Source organism: Janthinobacterium sp. (genome assembly GCF_009923995.1).
In the GTDB taxonomy this organism is placed as follows: domain Bacteria; phylum Pseudomonadota; class Gammaproteobacteria; order Burkholderiales; family Burkholderiaceae_D; genus Janthinobacterium.
Genome location: NZ_RFSK01000044.1, coordinates 18,137 through 34,726 on the forward strand (window position 1 = coordinate 18,137; position 16,590 = coordinate 34,726).

General features: G+C 64.8%; 11 protein-coding genes. 4 read left to right on the forward strand and 7 right to left on the reverse strand.

Translation table 11 applies throughout. The features are described from left to right. Window positions 1-71 precede the first annotated feature (71 nt). Together EBS11_RS19840 and EBS11_RS19845 are read right to left on the reverse strand one after the other, a co-directional pair. The gene (locus EBS11_RS19840; protein WP_290605606.1) at window positions 72-1,253 is read right to left on the reverse strand and encodes a PLP-dependent aspartate aminotransferase family protein; all 1,182 of its coding nucleotides are present in this window, start codon (window positions 1,251-1,253) and stop codon (window positions 72-74) included. Then, window positions 1,250-2,629, reverse strand: a complete 1,380-nt coding sequence (locus tag EBS11_RS19845) for a cystathionine beta-synthase (protein ID WP_290605653.1) — start codon at window positions 2,627-2,629, stop codon at window positions 1,250-1,252. The genes EBS11_RS19840 and EBS11_RS19845 overlap by 4 nt, the downstream gene beginning before the upstream one ends. A 303-nt stretch (window positions 2,630-2,932) precedes the next feature. On the opposite strand from EBS11_RS19845, the gene EBS11_RS19850 reads away from it, so the two are divergent. Further along, window positions 2,933-3,481, forward strand: a complete 549-nt coding sequence (locus EBS11_RS19850; RefSeq protein WP_290605607.1) for a thymidine kinase — start codon at window positions 2,933-2,935, stop codon at window positions 3,479-3,481. Window positions 3,482-3,505: 24 nt separating this feature from the next. Here the strand turns inward: EBS11_RS19850 and EBS11_RS19855 are convergent, their stop codons facing one another. From EBS11_RS19855 to EBS11_RS19865, 3 genes are all read right to left on the reverse strand, one after another. Then, window positions 3,506-6,274 (reverse strand): DUF4157 domain-containing protein, encoded by a 2,769-nt coding sequence (locus EBS11_RS19855; protein ID WP_290605609.1) that lies wholly within the window; start codon window positions 6,272-6,274, stop codon window positions 3,506-3,508. 206 nt (window positions 6,275-6,480) lie between these two features. Continuing rightward, window positions 6,481-6,753 (reverse strand): DUF2007 domain-containing protein, encoded by a 273-nt coding sequence (locus EBS11_RS19860; RefSeq protein WP_290605610.1) that lies wholly within the window; start codon window positions 6,751-6,753, stop codon window positions 6,481-6,483. A gap of 49 nt (window positions 6,754-6,802) precedes the next feature. After that, entirely contained in the window at window positions 6,803-8,770 is a 1,968-nt protein-coding gene (locus tag EBS11_RS19865; RefSeq protein WP_290605611.1) for a Cache 3/Cache 2 fusion domain-containing protein, read from the reverse strand. A gap of 548 nt (window positions 8,771-9,318) precedes the next feature. Here EBS11_RS19865 and EBS11_RS19870 point away from each other — a divergent pair. Then, window positions 9,319-11,595, forward strand: a complete 2,277-nt coding sequence (locus EBS11_RS19870; protein WP_290605613.1) for a carboxy terminal-processing peptidase — start codon at window positions 9,319-9,321, stop codon at window positions 11,593-11,595. Window positions 11,596-11,857: 262 nt separating this feature from the next. Here the strand turns inward: EBS11_RS19870 and EBS11_RS19875 are convergent, their stop codons facing one another. Then, window positions 11,858-12,784 (reverse strand): LysR family transcriptional regulator, encoded by a 927-nt coding sequence (locus EBS11_RS19875; RefSeq protein ID WP_290605614.1) that lies wholly within the window; start codon window positions 12,782-12,784, stop codon window positions 11,858-11,860. A gap of 127 nt (window positions 12,785-12,911) precedes the next feature. On the opposite strand from EBS11_RS19875, the gene EBS11_RS19880 reads away from it, so the two are divergent. Further along, on the forward strand, window positions 12,912-14,138 hold the full coding sequence (locus EBS11_RS19880) for an MFS transporter (RefSeq protein ID WP_290605615.1): 1,227 nt from the start codon (window positions 12,912-12,914) through the stop codon (window positions 14,136-14,138). Window positions 14,139-14,301: 163 nt separating this feature from the next. On the opposite strand, the gene EBS11_RS19885 is transcribed toward EBS11_RS19880, so the two are convergent. Next, window positions 14,302-14,955: a pentapeptide repeat-containing protein gene (locus EBS11_RS19885; RefSeq protein WP_290605654.1), complete on the reverse strand. Its 654-nt coding sequence runs from the start codon at window positions 14,953-14,955 to the stop codon at window positions 14,302-14,304. 339 nt (window positions 14,956-15,294) lie between these two features. Here EBS11_RS19885 and alaC point away from each other — a divergent pair, with 339 nt between their 5' ends. Then, a complete protein-coding gene (gene alaC, locus EBS11_RS19890; RefSeq protein ID WP_290605617.1) occupies window positions 15,295-16,512 on the forward strand; it encodes an alanine transaminase in 1,218 nt (405 codons plus the stop codon). Window positions 16,513-16,590: the final 78 nt, after the last annotated feature.

Below are 16,590 nucleotides of genomic sequence, written 5' to 3' on the forward strand. Positions count from 1 at the left end.
CGCAGCAAGAGCCGGGGCCGTACCCTCAGGGTACGGCCCCGGTCGTTCTGCTCCTGGGTTGATTGGAACTATCAGATCGCGTCCAGCGCCGTGCGCAGGTCGTGGCGCAAATCCTCGATATCCTCGATGCCCACGGACAGGCGGATCAAGCCGTCGCCGATGCCCAGCCTGGCCCGCTGTTCGGCCGGGATGCTGGCATGCGTCATGAGGGCAGGGTGCTCGATCAGGCTTTCCACGCCGCCCAGGCTCTCGGCCAGGGCGAACACTTCGCAGCGCTCGAGGAAGCGGCGCGCGCCCGCCAGGTCCGTATCGAGGTCGATGGAGATGATGCCGCCGAAACCGTCCATCTGGCGCCGCGCCAGCGCGTGCTGCGGATGCGAGGCCAGCCCCGGATAGAACACCTTGCGCACCTCCTTCTGCTGTTCCAGCCACTGCGCCAGCGCCAGGGCGCTTTCGCAATGGCGCTGCATGCGGATGGCCAGGGTTTTCACGCCGCGCAGGGCCAAAAAGCTGTCGAACGGCCCCGCAATCGCGCCCACGGAATTCTGCAGAAAGCCCAGCTGCTCGCGCCATTCCGCCTGGCGCTCTTCCGCGCCCACGATGGCGATGCCGCCGATGATGTCCGAGTGGCCGTTCAAGTACTTGGTGGTCGAATGCACGACGATGTCGAAGCCGTGTTCCAGGGGGCGCTGCACCAGCGGGCTGGCAAACGTGTTGTCGGCCACGGCGATGATGCCCCGCTCGCGGCAGATGTCGGCAATGGCGCGCAAATCCGCCAGCTTCAGCATGGGATTCGTCGGCGTTTCCACCCACACCATCCTGGTTTCCGGGCGCAGCGCGGCCAGCAGGTTTTCCGGCTTCGTCAGGTCCACGTACGTGAATTCGTGGCCGGCCGAGCGGCGGCGCACGCGCTCGAACAGCCGGTAGGTGCCGCCGTACATGTCGTCGCCGGCGACGATGTGGCTGCCCGCGTCCAGCAGTTCCAGCACGGAGGCGATGGCGGCCAGGCCCGAGGCGAACGCGAACGCGGCGCTGCCGCCTTCCAGGTCGGCCACGCAGCGTTCCAGCGCCCAGCGCGTGGGGTTGTGCGAGCGGCCGTAATCGAGTCCCTTGTGCACGCCGGGACTGTCCTGCACGAAGGTGGAGGTGGCGTAAATGGGCGGCATGATGGCGCCCGTCGACGGGTCGGGCGACTGGCCGGCGTGGATGACGCGCGTGGCGAGGCGGCTCTTGCGGGTGGTTTCCTGGCTCAAGATAGTGTCCTGCGTAAGTGGTTGAGGAGGTCGAAGCGGGTGATCAGGCCATAGAAGGCGTTATCGTCGGCGACGACGGCCGTCAGGCCCCGGTCCAGGGTGGCGCGCAGGGCGGGCAGGCCGCTGGCGGGCGCCAGGGTTTCGATCTGCGTCGTCATGGTGGCGCCCACCAGGCCCGCGAAATGGGCGGCGTCGCCGGACACGTGCAGCAGCAGGTCCGATTCGTCGAGGATGCCCACCAGCTGGCCGCCGTCGATGACGGGCAGCTGCGCCAGGTCGCTGGCGCGCATGCGGTTGAAGGCGGTGAGCAGGGTGTCGCCCGGTGCCACGCTGACCACGTCGCCCTCGTCGTAGCGGCGCCCGATCAGGTCGCGCAGGTCGCCGGACGGCGCGCGCTGCAATAAGCCCTGGTCGCGCATCCAGCCATCGTTATACACCTTCGACAGGTAGCGCGTGCCCGTGTCGCAGACGAAGGTGACGACGCGCTTCGGGGTCGTCTGTTCGCGGCAGTACTTGAGGGCGGCGGCCAGCAGGGTGCCCGTCGACGAGCCGCCCAGGATGCCTTCGGCGCGCAGCAGGGCGCGCGCGGAATCAAAGCTTTCCTGGTCGCTGATGGTGTAGGCCTGCGTGACGCTGTCCATGTCGGCGATGGCGGGAATGAAGTCTTCGCCGATGCCTTCCACGGCCCAGGAGCCGCTCGTGTCGGACACCTTGCCGGACTCGATGTATTCCGTGAGGATGGAGCCTTGCGGGTCGGCCAGCACGAATTCGAGCTTCGGCTGCGCCTTGCGGAAGTAGCGCGTCAGGCCCGTCAGGGTGCCGGACGAACCGACGCCGACGACGATGGCGTCCACGTCATGGCCGCTCTGTTCCCATATTTCCGGGCCGGTGGTCGTTTCGTGGGCCAGCGGATTGGCGGGATTGTTGAACTGGTCGGCGAAGAAGGCGCCCGGCAGTTCGCGCGCCAAACGCGCCGCGTAGTCCTGGTAGTACTCGGGATGGCCCTTGCCCACGTCCGAGCGCGTGGTATGCACTTCGGCGCCCAGGGCTTTCAGGTGCAGCACTTTTTCCGTCGACATCTTGTCGGGCACCACTAAAATCACGCGGTAGCCCTTGATGCGGCCGACGAGGGCCAGGCCGATGCCCGTGTTGCCGGCGGTGGCCTCGATGATGGTGCCGCCCGGCTGCAAACGGCCGTCGGCTTCGGCCGCTTCGATGATGGACAGGCCGATGCGGTCCTTGATGGAACCGCCCGGATTCTGCGATTCCAGTTTCAGGAACAGCTGGCACAGGCCCGTGTCGAGCCTGGTCACTTCGACCAAGGGGGTATTGCCGATCAGCTTGTATAGCGCCGGCGGCTGGGGTGGGGATGGCATTCGATCATTCATGGTGGCTCCTGTTGGCGAAACAGCCGCTCTGGATCGTGTCCCGAGCCGCTTTCCGTGCCGCGCAGTGTAGGCCGGTGGACAGGGGCCGCGAACGAATGTTTTAATGCTTGCATATGCGCTCCGCGCATATGGACGGCGGCCTGCATCGTCCCAGTATGCGCCGTTTTTTCGCGCCATGCAGCGCCGTCGGCGCAGACATTAAGCTGCCGCAAGGCAGGCAAGGCGATTTATAATCACGCCTCGAAAAGATACTGAATAGTATTGCAATTTACTCAGACAGGGCAGGCGGCAGTGGCAAAACTTTATTTCCGGTACTCCGCGATGAACGCGGGCAAGTCGACGGCCTTGTTGCAGGTCGCGCACAACTATGAAGAGCAGGGCCAGCAGGTACGCTTGTACACGGCCGCCATCGACAGCCGCTACGGCGTGGGACGCGTCACCTCGCGCCTGGGGCCGCAGCGCCAGGTCGATATCTTCCATGCCGACACGAATTTCCTCGATGAGATTCCGCAGGTGGCTTGCCTGCTCGTTGACGAAGCGCAATTTCTCAGCACGGCCCAGGTGCAACAATTACACCAGCTGGCGCAGGTAAAGGGCGTGCCCGTCATCTGCTACGGCTTGCGCACGGATTTCAAGGGCGAACCGTTCCCCGGCTCGGCCTACCTGCTGGCGCTGGCCGACGACATCGAGGAACTGAAAAATATCTGTACCTGCGGCAAGAAGGCCACGATGAACATCCGCGTGGACGAGCAGGGGCGCCGCATCAAGGAAGGCGAGCAGATCAGCATAGGCGGCAATGAAAGCTACCGCCAGGCGTGCGGGCGCTGCTTCTATTCCTGACCTGCCGGCGACGTCCTGCCGCCCTCAGACCGGTCCCGTGCCCGTGCCCGTGCCGGGGCCTTGGGCCACGGCCGCCTGCGCCGGGACATGGTTCAGGAAAACGCGCAAGGTGTGGAAAAGCTGCCGGTAGTCGGCGGGAGCCACCAGCGAGTCCAGATAGTGGATGGCGATCTGGCCATCCGGCTGGCGCGTGAAGCGGACGGTGATCCAGTGATGGCCCGGGGCCTTCGCATCCTGGTGGCTGTCGGTATTGACGACCGCGACCAGGCTGCCAGTGTGGCCATCCATGAAGCGGGCCAGGTAGTAAGCGCCCCATTGCTCCTGCGCGCCGATTTGATATTGCGCCAGGGCATGATAATTGCCATGGCGCAGCAGCTGGACGATCGTGCCCATTTGCGTAATATTGCCAAAAACGGGGATGTCCCTGCGTCCGGCCGTCCCGATGATCGTGCGGATCTGGGTTTCCGTGATGTTATTCTCCAGCGACCCGAGCTGGTTCAGCCGGGCCTCGTCGAGACGGGCGGGGGGCTGCGCCAGCAGGGGGAATTCGGCCATGACCAGTGCATTATGGGCGGCCATCTGACCGCACTCCGCAAAAAACTGTGCCAGTGCCGGGATGCGCTCGCCTTCCGCGCCCAGGGCATTGCCGGCCGGAACCCATACCGGCGCATTCCTGCGGACCAGGGTGCGGAAATACCGGAACCGTAGGCTCAAATCGCGATGCAGGGCCAGCAGGGTCGCCACATTGGCCGCATCCGTCGTATCGACCAGTCCTGCTGCCTGGGCCACCGCCTGTACCATCTGGCCGAACGCCAGCCGGGCCTGGTCGCCAGCGTTCCCCTGGGGGCCCGGGATGGCCGCGAGCAATTGCTGGGCGGTTTGTGCCACCGCCGCCGCCAGATGCACCACGTCGGCGACCGGCTGCTTGGCGGGAGACGTCGCCGCGTCATCGACCTGGTAGAGCTTTCTCTTCTTCGTCCTGTCCTCGAGCAGGGGTTCGAGGATCTGGTCGGTGGCCTCCAGGTCGATATCCTTGAACTGGCCACCCCCTTTCGCCCGCTCGAAAGCGGCCTTGTCGCTGGCCTTGAATCCTGCTCCCTGGTGCCCGAAGGCGTCGTGCGCGCCAACGGCAGGGGGCTTCCCGCCTGCCGCCTTGAGCTTTTCGAGCTTCTTCGGATTGAGGATGTCGCGCATGTCATTGAGGCCGGTGAGATTGGCCGGATTCAGGGCATAGGGCGTAAATGCGCCGCTTTCGGCTTCTTTCCATGCCACGTGGTGAAAGCCGATCCTGGCCTCCGAGCCGGCCGTATCCTGCGCCGATTCCGTCCTGCCGTGATAGGTATCGCCCTTCGAGGCATTCGACAGCACGCTTTTTTGCATGAACTGGATGTCTGCCCATACCTGGGCATTGGGGAAGTCTTCCTTGCGCCATTGCATCTTGAGCGCATCCTGTGCGATTTCCTTCTGCAATTCGGTGCGTATCCTGGCCTGCGCCTGCGTGTAGGCGTCCGATCCCCCCGCCTTGACCTTGTCCCCGGAGACGGCGCGGCGGAACGCGCGCCGGTAATAGGGATTGTGGCGGAAGCTGGTGCGCTTGAATTGTTCCCCGACCTGGGCAAACATGGTGCGCGTAGTCTTGGTGTACATCTGCCGGTTGCCGCTTTGCGCATCGTTGTTGAGCTTGCGTTTTTTGTAGAGTTCCTCGCGGAATTGCTCGTCCGATGCGTTCAGGGGGTGCAAGGTTTCGCTGATGGCCGTCAGCATGCTGGCCTTGTAGTGGCGGCGGCGCGCCTGGTGGCGGGGATTGGGGCCCGCTTCGCTCTCGGAGTCGGACGAATCGACGTCGTCGAGGTGTGCCTGCCTGCTGGCGTCCTGCCGCTTGATGATCCTGCTGCGGTAGTGGTCATCGATTTTTTTCCTGCTCGGCTCGGCCACCTGCTCATCGGGGCGAATCAGCGCGTCCGCCACGTGTGCCTTGCCGAAGCCGTGCTGGGCAAGGAAGGGATTCGTGCTGGCGTCCAGCGATGCGCCTGGCTGGTACAGGGCGTCCCGGCCATGGCTGCCATCGTCATACATGCCGGTCCTGACATAGCCGGGCGGGATGGGGGCCGAGGGAAGGATGTAGCGCGTGCCGCTGGCGTCGTGCAGGTAGACGCGCTGCGCCACGGCAGCACCTGCCATGGGAACGCGTTGCGCGGCGCCGGACGGCGCCGCCATGCCCGAAGGCGGCAGGGCGCTGGCGGCCGACCAGGCTTTCGCACCCATGACATCGGCCTCCCGTTCCAGCGCCGCACTGTCGTTGATGCCGATGCCGCCCTTCATTTGCAGGGTGGCCCGGACCCGGCCCTGCTTCTGCTGCACCACGTGCCACGCTTCATGCGGGAGATGCCGTTCCTGTCCCGGGGCCAGGTAGATATTGCTGCCCTGGGCATAGGCATGGGCCTGCAGTTGCGCGGGCCTGGCGGAATTGCGGTGCAGCTTCACGTCATCGAGGGAGATGCCGGAAAGGGCTTCCATCCCCGCTTTCAGCCGGTCGGGCAGGCCCGTGGCATTGTCCTGCCTGCGCGCCGCTGGCCCGTTCGCCATGGCCTGCAATTGTGCCGTGCGTGCCGCCTGCGGACTGTGCGCCGCCATCGCGTGCAAGGCCTGCAGCTGCGCCGTGTGCGCCGCGGCATTGGCCATCGCCTGCCATTTTCCTGGCGCTGGCGCATCGGCCGGATGCTGCAGGCGGGACCCTGGCGGCGCCAGCGATGGCGGTTTATGCGCTTGCGCGTTGTCAGCGGGAGTGTGCATATTGTTCTCTCCAGGTGTGGATGGTGCCTGCAGTAATATGACTAAAAAGCGCTTGCAATGGTGTCCGGCGGGGCGGAGTCCTAGCCGTGCAGCAGGCTGGCGCCGTGGCGCTGTGCCCGTCGCGCCCGCCTGACGCGCTTTCCTTGGGGCATCATGCGCCGCGTTGGCGCATGGTGTCAACCGGGCAGGCAGCCCTGACGCCGGGGCTACTCGGCAGCCGGCGCGCCCACGTCGGCATCGTCGGACAGCGCCAGGTCGCCCCGCTCGAAGGCGGCGAGGATGTCATTGGCGCGCGCCACGTCGTGCTCGCGCACCAGCACGCGGGCGCCGCCGATGGCCGGGGCCAGCAGCATGTCGGCCTGCATGTGCTGGTCGTCCGTCAGCAGCACGTCGATGCCGGCGGCGGCCAGGCAGCCGCGGATCACGTGGGCGTCCGTGGGAATCATCAGGCGGGCAATCAGAACGTAGTCGTTGTGCATCGTGGCTCCTGGCGGCATGGATGCGCCATCTTAGCACCGAGTCCCCGTGTTACAGCTTGAACACGCCCACCACCTGCGTCAGTTCCTGCGCCTGCTCCTGCAGCGCGCCGGCCGCCGCCGCCGCTTCCTCCACCAGGGCCGCGTTCTGCTGCGTCACCTGGTCCATCTGGGCGATGGCCTGGTTGACCTGCTCGATGCCGCTGCGCTGCTCTTCGCTTGCCTGCGCGATCTCGGCCATGATGCCGCTCACCTGCCGCACGCTGGCCACCACGCTGTCCATGGTGGCGCTGGCCTGGTTCACCTGCGCGTGGCCTAGGTCCACCGTGCCGGCGGAGGTCTCGATCAGGTCCTTGATCTCCCTGGCGGCCAGCGTCGCGCGCTGCGCCAGGGTGCGCACTTCCGTGGCGACGACGGCAAAGCCCCGTCCCTGCTCCCCGGCGCGCGCCGCCTCGACGGCCGCGTTCAGGGCCAGGATATTCGTCTGGAAGGCGATGCCGTCGATGACGCCGATGATGTCGGCGATCTTGCCCGAGGAACTGCGGATGGCTTGCATGGTGCTGGCCACCTGCGCCACGGCGGCGCCGCCTTCGGCCGCCAGCGTCGATGATGCGCGCGCCAGGCTGCTTGCTTGTTGAGCATGATCAACATTCTGGCGCACGGTGGAGCTGAGTTCCTCCATCGAGGCGGCCGTTTCTTCCAGCGAGCCGGCTTGCTCTTCCGTGCGGCTCGACAGGTCCAGGTTGCCGCTGGCGATGTCACCCGATGCGGCGGCGATCTGTCCCGCGCTGCCGCGCACCTTGCCCACCACCTGCGACAGCTGCCCGCTGATGCGGTTCATGGCGTGCAGCAGGCGGCCGATCTCGTCCTCGCTGCGCGCGTGCAGCCGCACCGTCAGGTCGCCGCCGGCGATCTGCGCGGCGGCCGCTTCGGCCTGCGCCAGCGGACGCGAGACGAGCACGCGCACGAGCCAGTACAGCAGCAGGGTAAAGACGAGCAGGGCGATGAAGCCGGAGAGGGCCAGCCGGTTGCGCAACTGGCGCGCCTCGGCCGTGATTTCGTCGCTGAAGGCGCCGCCCGCGATGACCCAGTGCCAGGGCGCGAAGCTGCGGTAGCTGAGCTGCTTTTCGCGCGCGCCGGTCGTGTCGCCCGGCGCCGTCCAGGCGTAGCGCAGGGCGCCGTTCTTCTGCGCCAGCATTTCCTGGATGAAGGGGCGGCCGTCGCTGGCCTTGAAGTCGAGCGCGCTCTTGCCTTCGCTGTTCGGGTGCAGCACCAGCTGGCCGTAGCCGGCGCCGGGCGCCGCGTCGACGATGAAGATGTAGCCCGTCTGGCCGATCCTGACCTGACGGATCTTGTCTTTCAGCATGGCCAGATTCTTGCTGATATCGAGGCCGATGAAGAGCACGCCCACCACCTTGCCGGCCGCGTCGCGCACGGGGTCGTACTGGGTAATGTATTGCTTGCCAAACAAGGTTGCCATGCCAACGAAGCGCTGGCCCGCGCGCAGGGGCGCATAGCTGGGGTGGTCGTGGTCCAGCTGCGTGCCGATGGCCCGCGTGCCGTCCTGTTTTTTCAGCGAGGTGCTGATGCGCACGAATTCATCGCCATCGGCGGCGAAGATGGTGGCCACCACGCCCGTTTGCGCCAGGTAGCGGTCGACGGTGGCCGTGTCCAGGTTCAGCACCTTGCCGCCATTGCTGAGCCTTGGCGTGGCCTTGCCGGCCACGGCCACCGTGTCGTCCGGGTCCAGGGCGAACGGGCCGGCAAACTCGGCCGCGAACAGGCGGGCGAAACTGCCGGCCTCGTTGACCATGGCCGCGTGGAAGACTTCCGTGGTGGTCATGACGCTGTTGAGTTCGCTGGCGACGGCCGCCTCGGCCCGCTGTTCCAGCGCGCGCGTGGTGGCGATACTGCTCAGGGCAGTCAGGCTGGCCAGGATCAGGCTGACCAGGGCAAACGTGAAGACGGTGATCTTGCCGCCGACACTGCAGTGGCGGAGGGAGAGCGAAAAAGTGGGCATATTGTTTCAGTGCGTGTGGCTAAGGAGTCATCAGCAGGGCCATTCCTGGTCATGACATGACACGCGGGGAGGGGAGCTGTCGGGGAAATGCCGCGCCAGGGCGGCTTGCCGGGCTGGCTGCGGTGCACGGGCCAGCGTGATTTCAGGGGGCGATGATAGCATGTTGCTTGCGTTTTGTTACTAAGTGTTTCCCGTAAGAATCATTATTTCGCGTAAAAACATCATCCGGATCAAGCAATGTGAAAACCGTATATTGACTTTCTGGCGTGGTATCTGGCGTTTTGCCGCGGTGCCCGTCGCGCCGGCGGCCAGCCGGGCGCGCGGGCGTGGCACTTGCTCACGGATGTTTCACTTTGTAATGAATGAAACGCCATCCTTAATCCGCGTTTAAGCTTCCAGGAAGAAACTGATATTCCATGGGAGACTGCCTGGCCGTATCCTGTAGAATAATATGCAGACCAGTCGTGTATTCCCCTTACTGTCTTGCTGGCAGGCGCACCCGCAGTCGCGCCGCCTGGAATTGATTTAACTAATTTTCGGAGAAGCCGATGAAGAAGCAAATGATGCTGGTCACCCTGGTGCTTGCCCTGTCAGCCCAAGCTGGCGCAGCCCAGACGGACAAGAGCGCCGCTCCTCCGCCCCCCATGAAGCCGCTGGCCCAGCAAACGCAGGCCGCGCTGTGGGCCTCGCGCGTCTTGACGCGCGTCCATTACAAGGCCATGCCGCTCGACGATGCCATGTCGGAAAAGATCTTCGACCGCTATTTCAAGTCGCTCGACGCGGAAAAACTGTTCTTCGTGCAGGCCGACATCGACCGCTTCGCCCCGCTGCGCACCAAGCTCGACGATGCCATCACCAATGAAGACCTGACGGCGCCGTTCGCCATCTACAATCTGTACCAGCAGCGTTTCGACGAGCGCATGGCGTATGCGCGCGAATTGCTGAAAACCAAGTTCGACTTCACGGCCGACGAAAGCTACCAGATCGACCGCGAAAAGGCCGCCTGGCCGAAGAATGACGAGGAAGTGCGCGACCTGTGGCGCAAGCGCGTCAAGAATGACTGGCTGCGCCTGAAGCTGGCGGGCAAGGAAGACAAGGCCATCCGGGAAACCCTGGACAAGCGCTACGAGAGCTACACGGCCCGTTCGCGCAAGCTCAACAGCGAAGACGTGTTCCAGATCTTCATGAATGCCTACGCCATGTCGATCGAGCCGCATACCAATTATCTGGGCCCGCGCGCCTCGGAAAACTTCGACATCGCCATGCGTCTGTCGCTCGAAGGCATCGGCGCCGTGCTGCAGACGCGCGACGAATACACGGTGGTGCGCGAAGTCGTGCCGGGCAGCCCGGCGGGCCTGTCGGGCAAGCTGAAGGTGGGCGACCGCATCGTTGGCGTGGGGCAGGGCGAAAGCGGCCCCATCACCGAAGTGCTGGGCATGCGCATCGACGACGTGGTGCAGCTGATCCGCGGCGCCAAGGATTCCGTGGTGCGCCTCGACATCCTGCCGGCCGATGCCGGCCCGGACGCCAAGCACGTGGTCCTGCCGCTGGTGCGCAAGAAAATCAGCATGGAAGAGCAGGCGGCGAAGAAATCCGTCATCGAAGTGCGCGACAACGGCGTCAAGCGCCGCATCGGCGTCATTTCCCTGCCCACCTTCTACCAGGACTTCGAAGCGCGCCGCCGCGGCGACAAGGATTTCAAGAGCGCCACGCGCGACGTGAGCCGCTTGCTGGGCGAGTTGAAAAAGGACAAGGTTGACAACGTCCTCATCGACTTGCGCAACAACGGCGGCGGTTCGCTGAACGAGGCCGTCGAACTGACGGGCCTGTTCATCGACAAGGGCCCCGTCGTGATGCAGCGCAATGCCGAAGGCAAGGTCGACATCGAAAGCGATACCAACGCCGGCCTGGCGTGGGATGGCCCGATGGGCGTGCTGATCAACCGGGGCTCCGCGTCCGCTTCCGAAATCTTCGCCGCCGCCATCCAGGACTACGGCCGCGGCGTCATCATCGGCGAAGGCAGCTTCGGCAAGGGCACGGTGCAGACCCTGTTCAGCCTGGACCGTTTCGGCGGCAGCGAGAAAGCCCGCTTCGGCGAGCTGAAGATGACGATCGCACAGTTCTTCCGCATCAATGGCGGCACCACGCAGCTGCGCGGCGTCACGCCCGACATCAAGCTGCCGGCCATGTCGGACACGGACAACTTCGGCGAATCGAGCTACGACAATGCCCTGCCATGGGTGGCCATCAAGCCGGCGCCGTATTTGCCGACGGGCGACCTGAAGGATATCGTGCCCCTGCTGGACAAGAAGCATGAAGCGCGCGTGGCCAAGGACAAGGATTTCCAGTACTTGCTCGATGACATCGCCCTCGTCGTCAAGCAGCGCAAGGAAAACCAGATTTCGCTCAATGAAACCGTGCGCCGCAAGGAGCGCGATGCCCAGGAAGCGCGCGCCAAGGCCCGTGAAAAACGCCTGATCGCGCAGATTTCCAATCCGTCCGACGACCTGGTGGTGATTCCCGATCCGAAGGACGTGCTGAAGGGCGCGAAGGCGGCCAGCAAGACGGCCAAGCAGATCGCCGCCGTGAAGGGCGCGCTGCGCACCGACGACGGCTTGCAGGGCGACGAGCGGGCCTTGAGCGCCGAACTCGATGCCGAGACGGCCGCGAAGAGCGCCAAGGACGTGCTGCTGAACGAATCGGCGCGCATCCTGGCCGACGAAGTGGCGCTGATCAAGGCCGACACGCGCCTGGCGGCCAAGGTGTTGCCGTATGGCGCCGCTGCCGACGCCAAGGCCACGCCGGTGGCGGCGACGGCGAAGTAAGCCGGCAGGGGAGGGCGGCGCGGCGGCCAGCGCGAGCTCCGCCGCAGCGCCTAGCCCGGGACGGGGCCGGACCAGCGGGTCCGGCCCCGTTTTTTTTGGCGCGCCGGCCGCAGTTATTGGCTCAGTGTATTTCTGTTATTTCAACAATCAATTGGCATGATATGCTGCGATGCAGCATAATTCACTCGTCTCCTCTATTCTCCTCCAAGAAAATAGATTCAGCCCGCTCTCGCAGCGGGCTTTTTTTTGCCTCGGATTTGCCTCAGTTTTGGCGCGGCGGCAATTGCACGTCGGGCTGGGTGGCCAGCAGGGCCGTGATCCAGCCCGTAAACGCCTGCAGCTTGGGCGTGGCCAGGCGGCCTTGCGGCGTCAGCAGGGACATGGGCATGGGCGTCGGCGGATGATCCGCCAGCACGGCCACCAGCGCGCCGCTGTCTAGGTATTCGCGCACCTGGTACATGGCCGCCTGGGCCAGTCCCAGTCCTTGCAACGCGCAAGCGACGCTGGCATCCGCATCGTTGACGGCGATGGGACCGGCCATTGGCACGCGCACCACTTCGCCGTCCTGCTGGAAATCCCAGTCGAAGGCGCGGCCCGTGCGGCCCGAGTAATGCATGATGCCCCGGTGTGCGGCCAGCTCGGCCAGGGTCTGCGGCGTGCCGTGCCGCGCCAGGTAGGCGGGCGTGGCGCAGGTGACGAAGCGCATCAGGCCGATCTGCCTGCCGATGAAGGCGGAATCCTGCAAGTCACCCACGCGCAGGGCGCAGTCGATGCCTTCCTGTGTCAGGTCCACCAGGCGGTCCGTCAGGCTCAGCTGCAATTGCACCTCGGGATAGGCGGCGTGGAAGTGCGCGACATGGGGAATGACGAGGCGGCGGCCCACCGTATTGGGCAGGTTGATGCGCAGCAAGCCGCGCGGTTTCTTCGCTTCCGGGCCGCGAAACGCCAGTTCCGCCGTGTCCACGGCCCGCAGGATGTCGATGCAGTGGCGAAAGTAATCGGCTCCTTCCGGCGTCAGCGACAAGCGGCGCGTGGTTCGCTGCAGCAATTGCGTGCCCAGGTAGGCTTCCAGCTTTTGCAGGGTGGCCGTCAGCGCCGCGCGCGGCAGATTCAAGGTTTCGGCCGCCTTGGAAAAACTGTTGGCCTCGACGATGCGCACGAAGGTCTGCATGGCCTTGATCTTGTCCATGGGGGGGGGGCAGGTTTTCTGTGGAATTGTTCATCTAATGTGAAAAGTGTAGGGGGATTATGCCCTAATTATCTTGGGCCCGGCTTTGCCTAGAATAGACCCATCCCTAACGAACCGAGGAAATAACATGAACAAGGCCTCTTCCCGCGCAGCAGTGTCTGCTCCCCCCGACATTGCACCCGGCATGGTGTTGCTGCTGGCCATCGCTTCCGGCCTCATCGTCGCCAACCTGTACTACGCGCAAACCCTCGTCGGCCCCATCAGCGCTTCCACGGGCCTGTCGGCCAAGGCGGCCGGGTTGATCGTCACCCTGACGCAAGTGGGCTATACCCTGGGCCTGCTGTTTGTCGTGCCGCTGGGCGACTTGCTGGAAAACCGCCGCCTGATCGTCACGGCCCTGCTGGTGACGGCCACGGCGCTCGTGGCGGCGGCCCTCTCCACGGGCGCCATCGTCTTCCTCGCCGCCGCGCTGGCCATCGGCCTCGGTTCCGTGGCGGCGCAGGTGATCGTGCCGTTTGCCGCCCACCTGTCGCAGGAAGCGACGCGGGGGCAGACCGTGGGCAAGGTCGTCAGCGGCTTGTTGCTGGGCATCATGCTGGCCCGTCCCGTGGCGTCGCTGGTGGCGGCCCATGCCAGCTGGCACGTGGTGTTCGGCGGCGCCGCCATACTGATGCTGGCGCTGGCTGCCGTGCTGCGCCGCGCCTTGCCCGTGCGCCAGCCCGTGGCTAGCATGAAATATCCTGCCCTGATGGCCTCGCTGTGGCATTTGCTGCTGGGCACGCCCGTGCTGCGCCGCCGCGCCGCCTACCACGCGGGCCTGTTCGGCGCCTTCAGCCTGTTCTGGACCGTCACGCCGCTGGTGCTGGCCAGCCCCGCGTTCGGCCTGTCGCAAACGGGCATCGCCATCTTTGCCCTGGTGGGCATGGCCGGCGCCGTCGCTTCGCCCATCGCGGGCCGCCTGGCCGATGCGGGCCATACCTTGCCGGCCACGGCCGCCGCGCTGGCGCTGGGCATCGTCGCCTTCGCCTTGCCGATGCTCGCGCCCGAGTCGAAACACGTGGCGCTGGGCTTGCTGGTGGCGGCTTCCATCGTGCTCGACATGGGCGTGGCGGCCAACCTGGTGCTGGGCCAGCGCGCCATCTTCAGCCTGGGCGCGGAAGTGCGGGGCCGCCTGAACGGCCTGTATTTCGCCCTGTTCTTCGCGGGCGGCGCGGCCGGCTCGGCCGTCGGTGCCTGGGTGTATGCCAGCTATGGCTGGCAGGCAACCTTGCTGACTGGCATGGCGTTCCCGGGACTGGCCTTGCTGGTATGGCTGGGGGAATTTTTGCCGCTGGCGGCGCGCCGCACGGCGTGAAACCGTGATGGCGCCTCATTATCACTGGTGGATATTTCTATCATCATGAATATAAAGTGGCGTGATATGCCGCGCTGCCGCATCATGCACCTGTCTCCTCTATCTCCTCCAAGGAAATAGATTCAGCCCGCTCCCGTAGCGGGCTTTTTTTTGCCTGTTTACATCAAATCACCACGAGATCGAGCGCACGCATGAAATTGGCCGCCTGCGCATGCGTGATGACGGCGCCTTTCAGGAGTGCCGCTTCGCTTAATTTAAAGCCGTCGATGTCGGCGCCGCGCAGGTCCGCGCCCTGGAACTTCGCCAGCTTGATGGTGGCATTGCGCAGGCTGCCCCCTTCGAAGACGGCTTCACGGAAGTCGCAGCTGGCCAGGTAGGCGTCGGAAAAATCCAGCTGCTTCAATGTCGCCTTGCGGAAGGAGAAGCCGCGCAGGTCGGCGCCCACCAGCAGGGTATCCTCGAACGTCAAGCCCAGGTGGGCCGCTTCCTCGAACGAGGCGCCCGTCAGCTTGCAGCCGTGGTAGGTGGCCGAGGCCAGCTTGGCGCGCCGCCATTTCGTGTTGTTCAAGTCGCAGCCTTCGAAGCTGGCGTCGACGGCGTCGACGGATTCGAAGTCGGCGCTGCCCGCGCGGCAGCGGCGCCACGTGCTGCGCGCCAGCTTGCTGGCAAATAAATTCGTGTCGGCAAAGGTGCAACGCTCGAAGGTGCAGCCCTGCAAATCGAGGCGCGACAGGTCTTCGCCATCAAAGGCGCAATCGATGAAGTGGCGCACCGGCAAGGCCAGCTGCTGCTCCATGCCGGCGCGGTCCAGGGTCATGCCATTTACTGCGGTGTCGTGTGTTGCCATCCGTTATATTCCTCATCAAGGCAGGGGAGGGATGGCGCGGCGGGAAAGATGCACGAACCAGACCACTTCCCCGGCCGGTGTCATAGCCAAAGGTCAGCGCCGTGGGTCCGCGTGGGCGGGAGCATGCCGGACGGTGCCGGGCACTTACCGGGTTACCAACCGGTGCGCTCATTTTCGATCAGCCTGCATTGTAACGGCTCGTGCGCACCCTTGCCAGTGCCGGATAAACCGGGTTAGTATCGTTGCAGGCGCAGCCACCGCGCCAACGTCGCTCGGACGGATCCGGGCGCTTACGTAAAGATATCTACCATGACCGACAGCCAAGCTCCGCGCAGCTTTTCGCGCATCAATCGTCTTCCCCCCTACGTTTTCAATATCACCGCCGAACTCAAGATGGCCGCGCGCCGCCGTGGCGAGGACATTATCGACATGTCGATGGGTAATCCCGACGGCGCCACCCCGGCCCACATCGTCGACAAGCTGATCGACACGGTGAAACGCCCCGACACGCACGGCTATTCCGCCTCCAAGGGCATTCCCCGGCTGCGCCGCGCCATTTCCCACTGGTACAAGAAGCGCTACGACGTCGATATCGACCCGGACAGCGAAGCCATCGTCACCATCGGCTCAAAGGAGGGCCTGGCCCACCTGATGCTGGCGACCCTGGACCGGGGCGACACGGTGCTGGTGCCCAACCCCAGCTACCCCATCCACATCTGGGGCGCCGTCATCGCCGGTGCCGACATCCGCTCCGTGCGCATGGGGCCGGGCGTGGATTTCTTTGCCGAACTGGAACGCGCCATCCGCGAAAGCTACCCGAAACCGAAGATGATGGTGCTGGGTTTCCCGTCCAATCCCACGGCGCAATGCGTGGAGTTGGAATTCTTCGAGCGGGTGGTGGCGCTGGCGAAACAGCACAATATCCTCGTGGTGCATGACCTGGCCTACGCCGACATCACCTTCGATGGCTGGAAGGCGCCGTCCATCATGCAGGTACCCGGCGCGCGCGACGTGGCCGTGGAATTCTTCACCATGTCGAAAAGCTACAACATGGCGGGCTGGCGCATCGGCTTCATGGTGGGCAACGCGGAACTGGTGGCGGCCCTGGCGCGCATCAAGAGCTATCACGATTACGGCAGTTTTACGCCCGTGCAAGTGGCGGCCATTGCCGCGCTGGAGGGCGATCAAAGCTGCGTGACGGAGATCTGCGCCCAGTACCAGCGCCGCCGCGACGTGCTGGTGAAAGGCTTGCACGAGGCGGGCTGGATGGTGGAAAAACCGAAGGCGTCGATGTACATCTGGGCGCATATCCCGCAAGCGTACCGTCACCTCGGGTCGCTGGAATTTGCCAAGCTGCTGCTGGAAAAAGCGAGAGTGAGCGTGTCGCCCGGCATCGGTTTCGGCGAATACGGCGATGAATACGTGCGCTTCGCCCTGATCGAAAACGAGGCCCGCGTGCGGCAAGCGTTACGCGGGATCAAGAATATGTTGCGTGCCGGCGACGGGAAAACGGAGGCGGTCGCATAAAGGTTGCCGCAGAGCATTGCTCGTTGCCCTTAATATCACTGCCGCGTATTTCTGACATCACGAATATAAAGTGGTTTT

Coding starts and splice junctions, on each gene's coding strand:
- EBS11_RS19865 (WP_290605611.1), bottom strand. CDS start 8,770: ATGCCCACTTTTTCGCTCTCCCTCCGCCACTGCAGTGTCGGCGGCAAG.
- EBS11_RS19845 (WP_290605653.1), bottom strand. CDS start 2,629: ATGCCATCCCCACCCCAGCCGCCGGCGCTATACAAGCTGATCGGCAAT.
- EBS11_RS19855 (WP_290605609.1), bottom strand. CDS start 6,274: ATGCACACTCCCGCTGACAACGCGCAAGCGCATAAACCGCCATCGCTG.
- EBS11_RS19860 (WP_290605610.1), bottom strand. CDS start 6,753: ATGCACAACGACTACGTTCTGATTGCCCGCCTGATGATTCCCACGGAC.
- EBS11_RS19885 (WP_290605654.1), bottom strand. CDS start 14,955: ATGACCCTGGACCGCGCCGGCATGGAGCAGCAGCTGGCCTTGCCGGTG.
- alaC (WP_290605617.1), top strand. CDS start 15,295: ATGACCGACAGCCAAGCTCCGCGCAGCTTTTCGCGCATCAATCGTCTT.
- EBS11_RS19870 (WP_290605613.1), top strand. CDS start 9,319: ATGAAGAAGCAAATGATGCTGGTCACCCTGGTGCTTGCCCTGTCAGCC.
- EBS11_RS19880 (WP_290605615.1), top strand. CDS start 12,912: ATGAACAAGGCCTCTTCCCGCGCAGCAGTGTCTGCTCCCCCCGACATT.
- EBS11_RS19875 (WP_290605614.1), bottom strand. CDS start 12,784: ATGGACAAGATCAAGGCCATGCAGACCTTCGTGCGCATCGTCGAGGCC.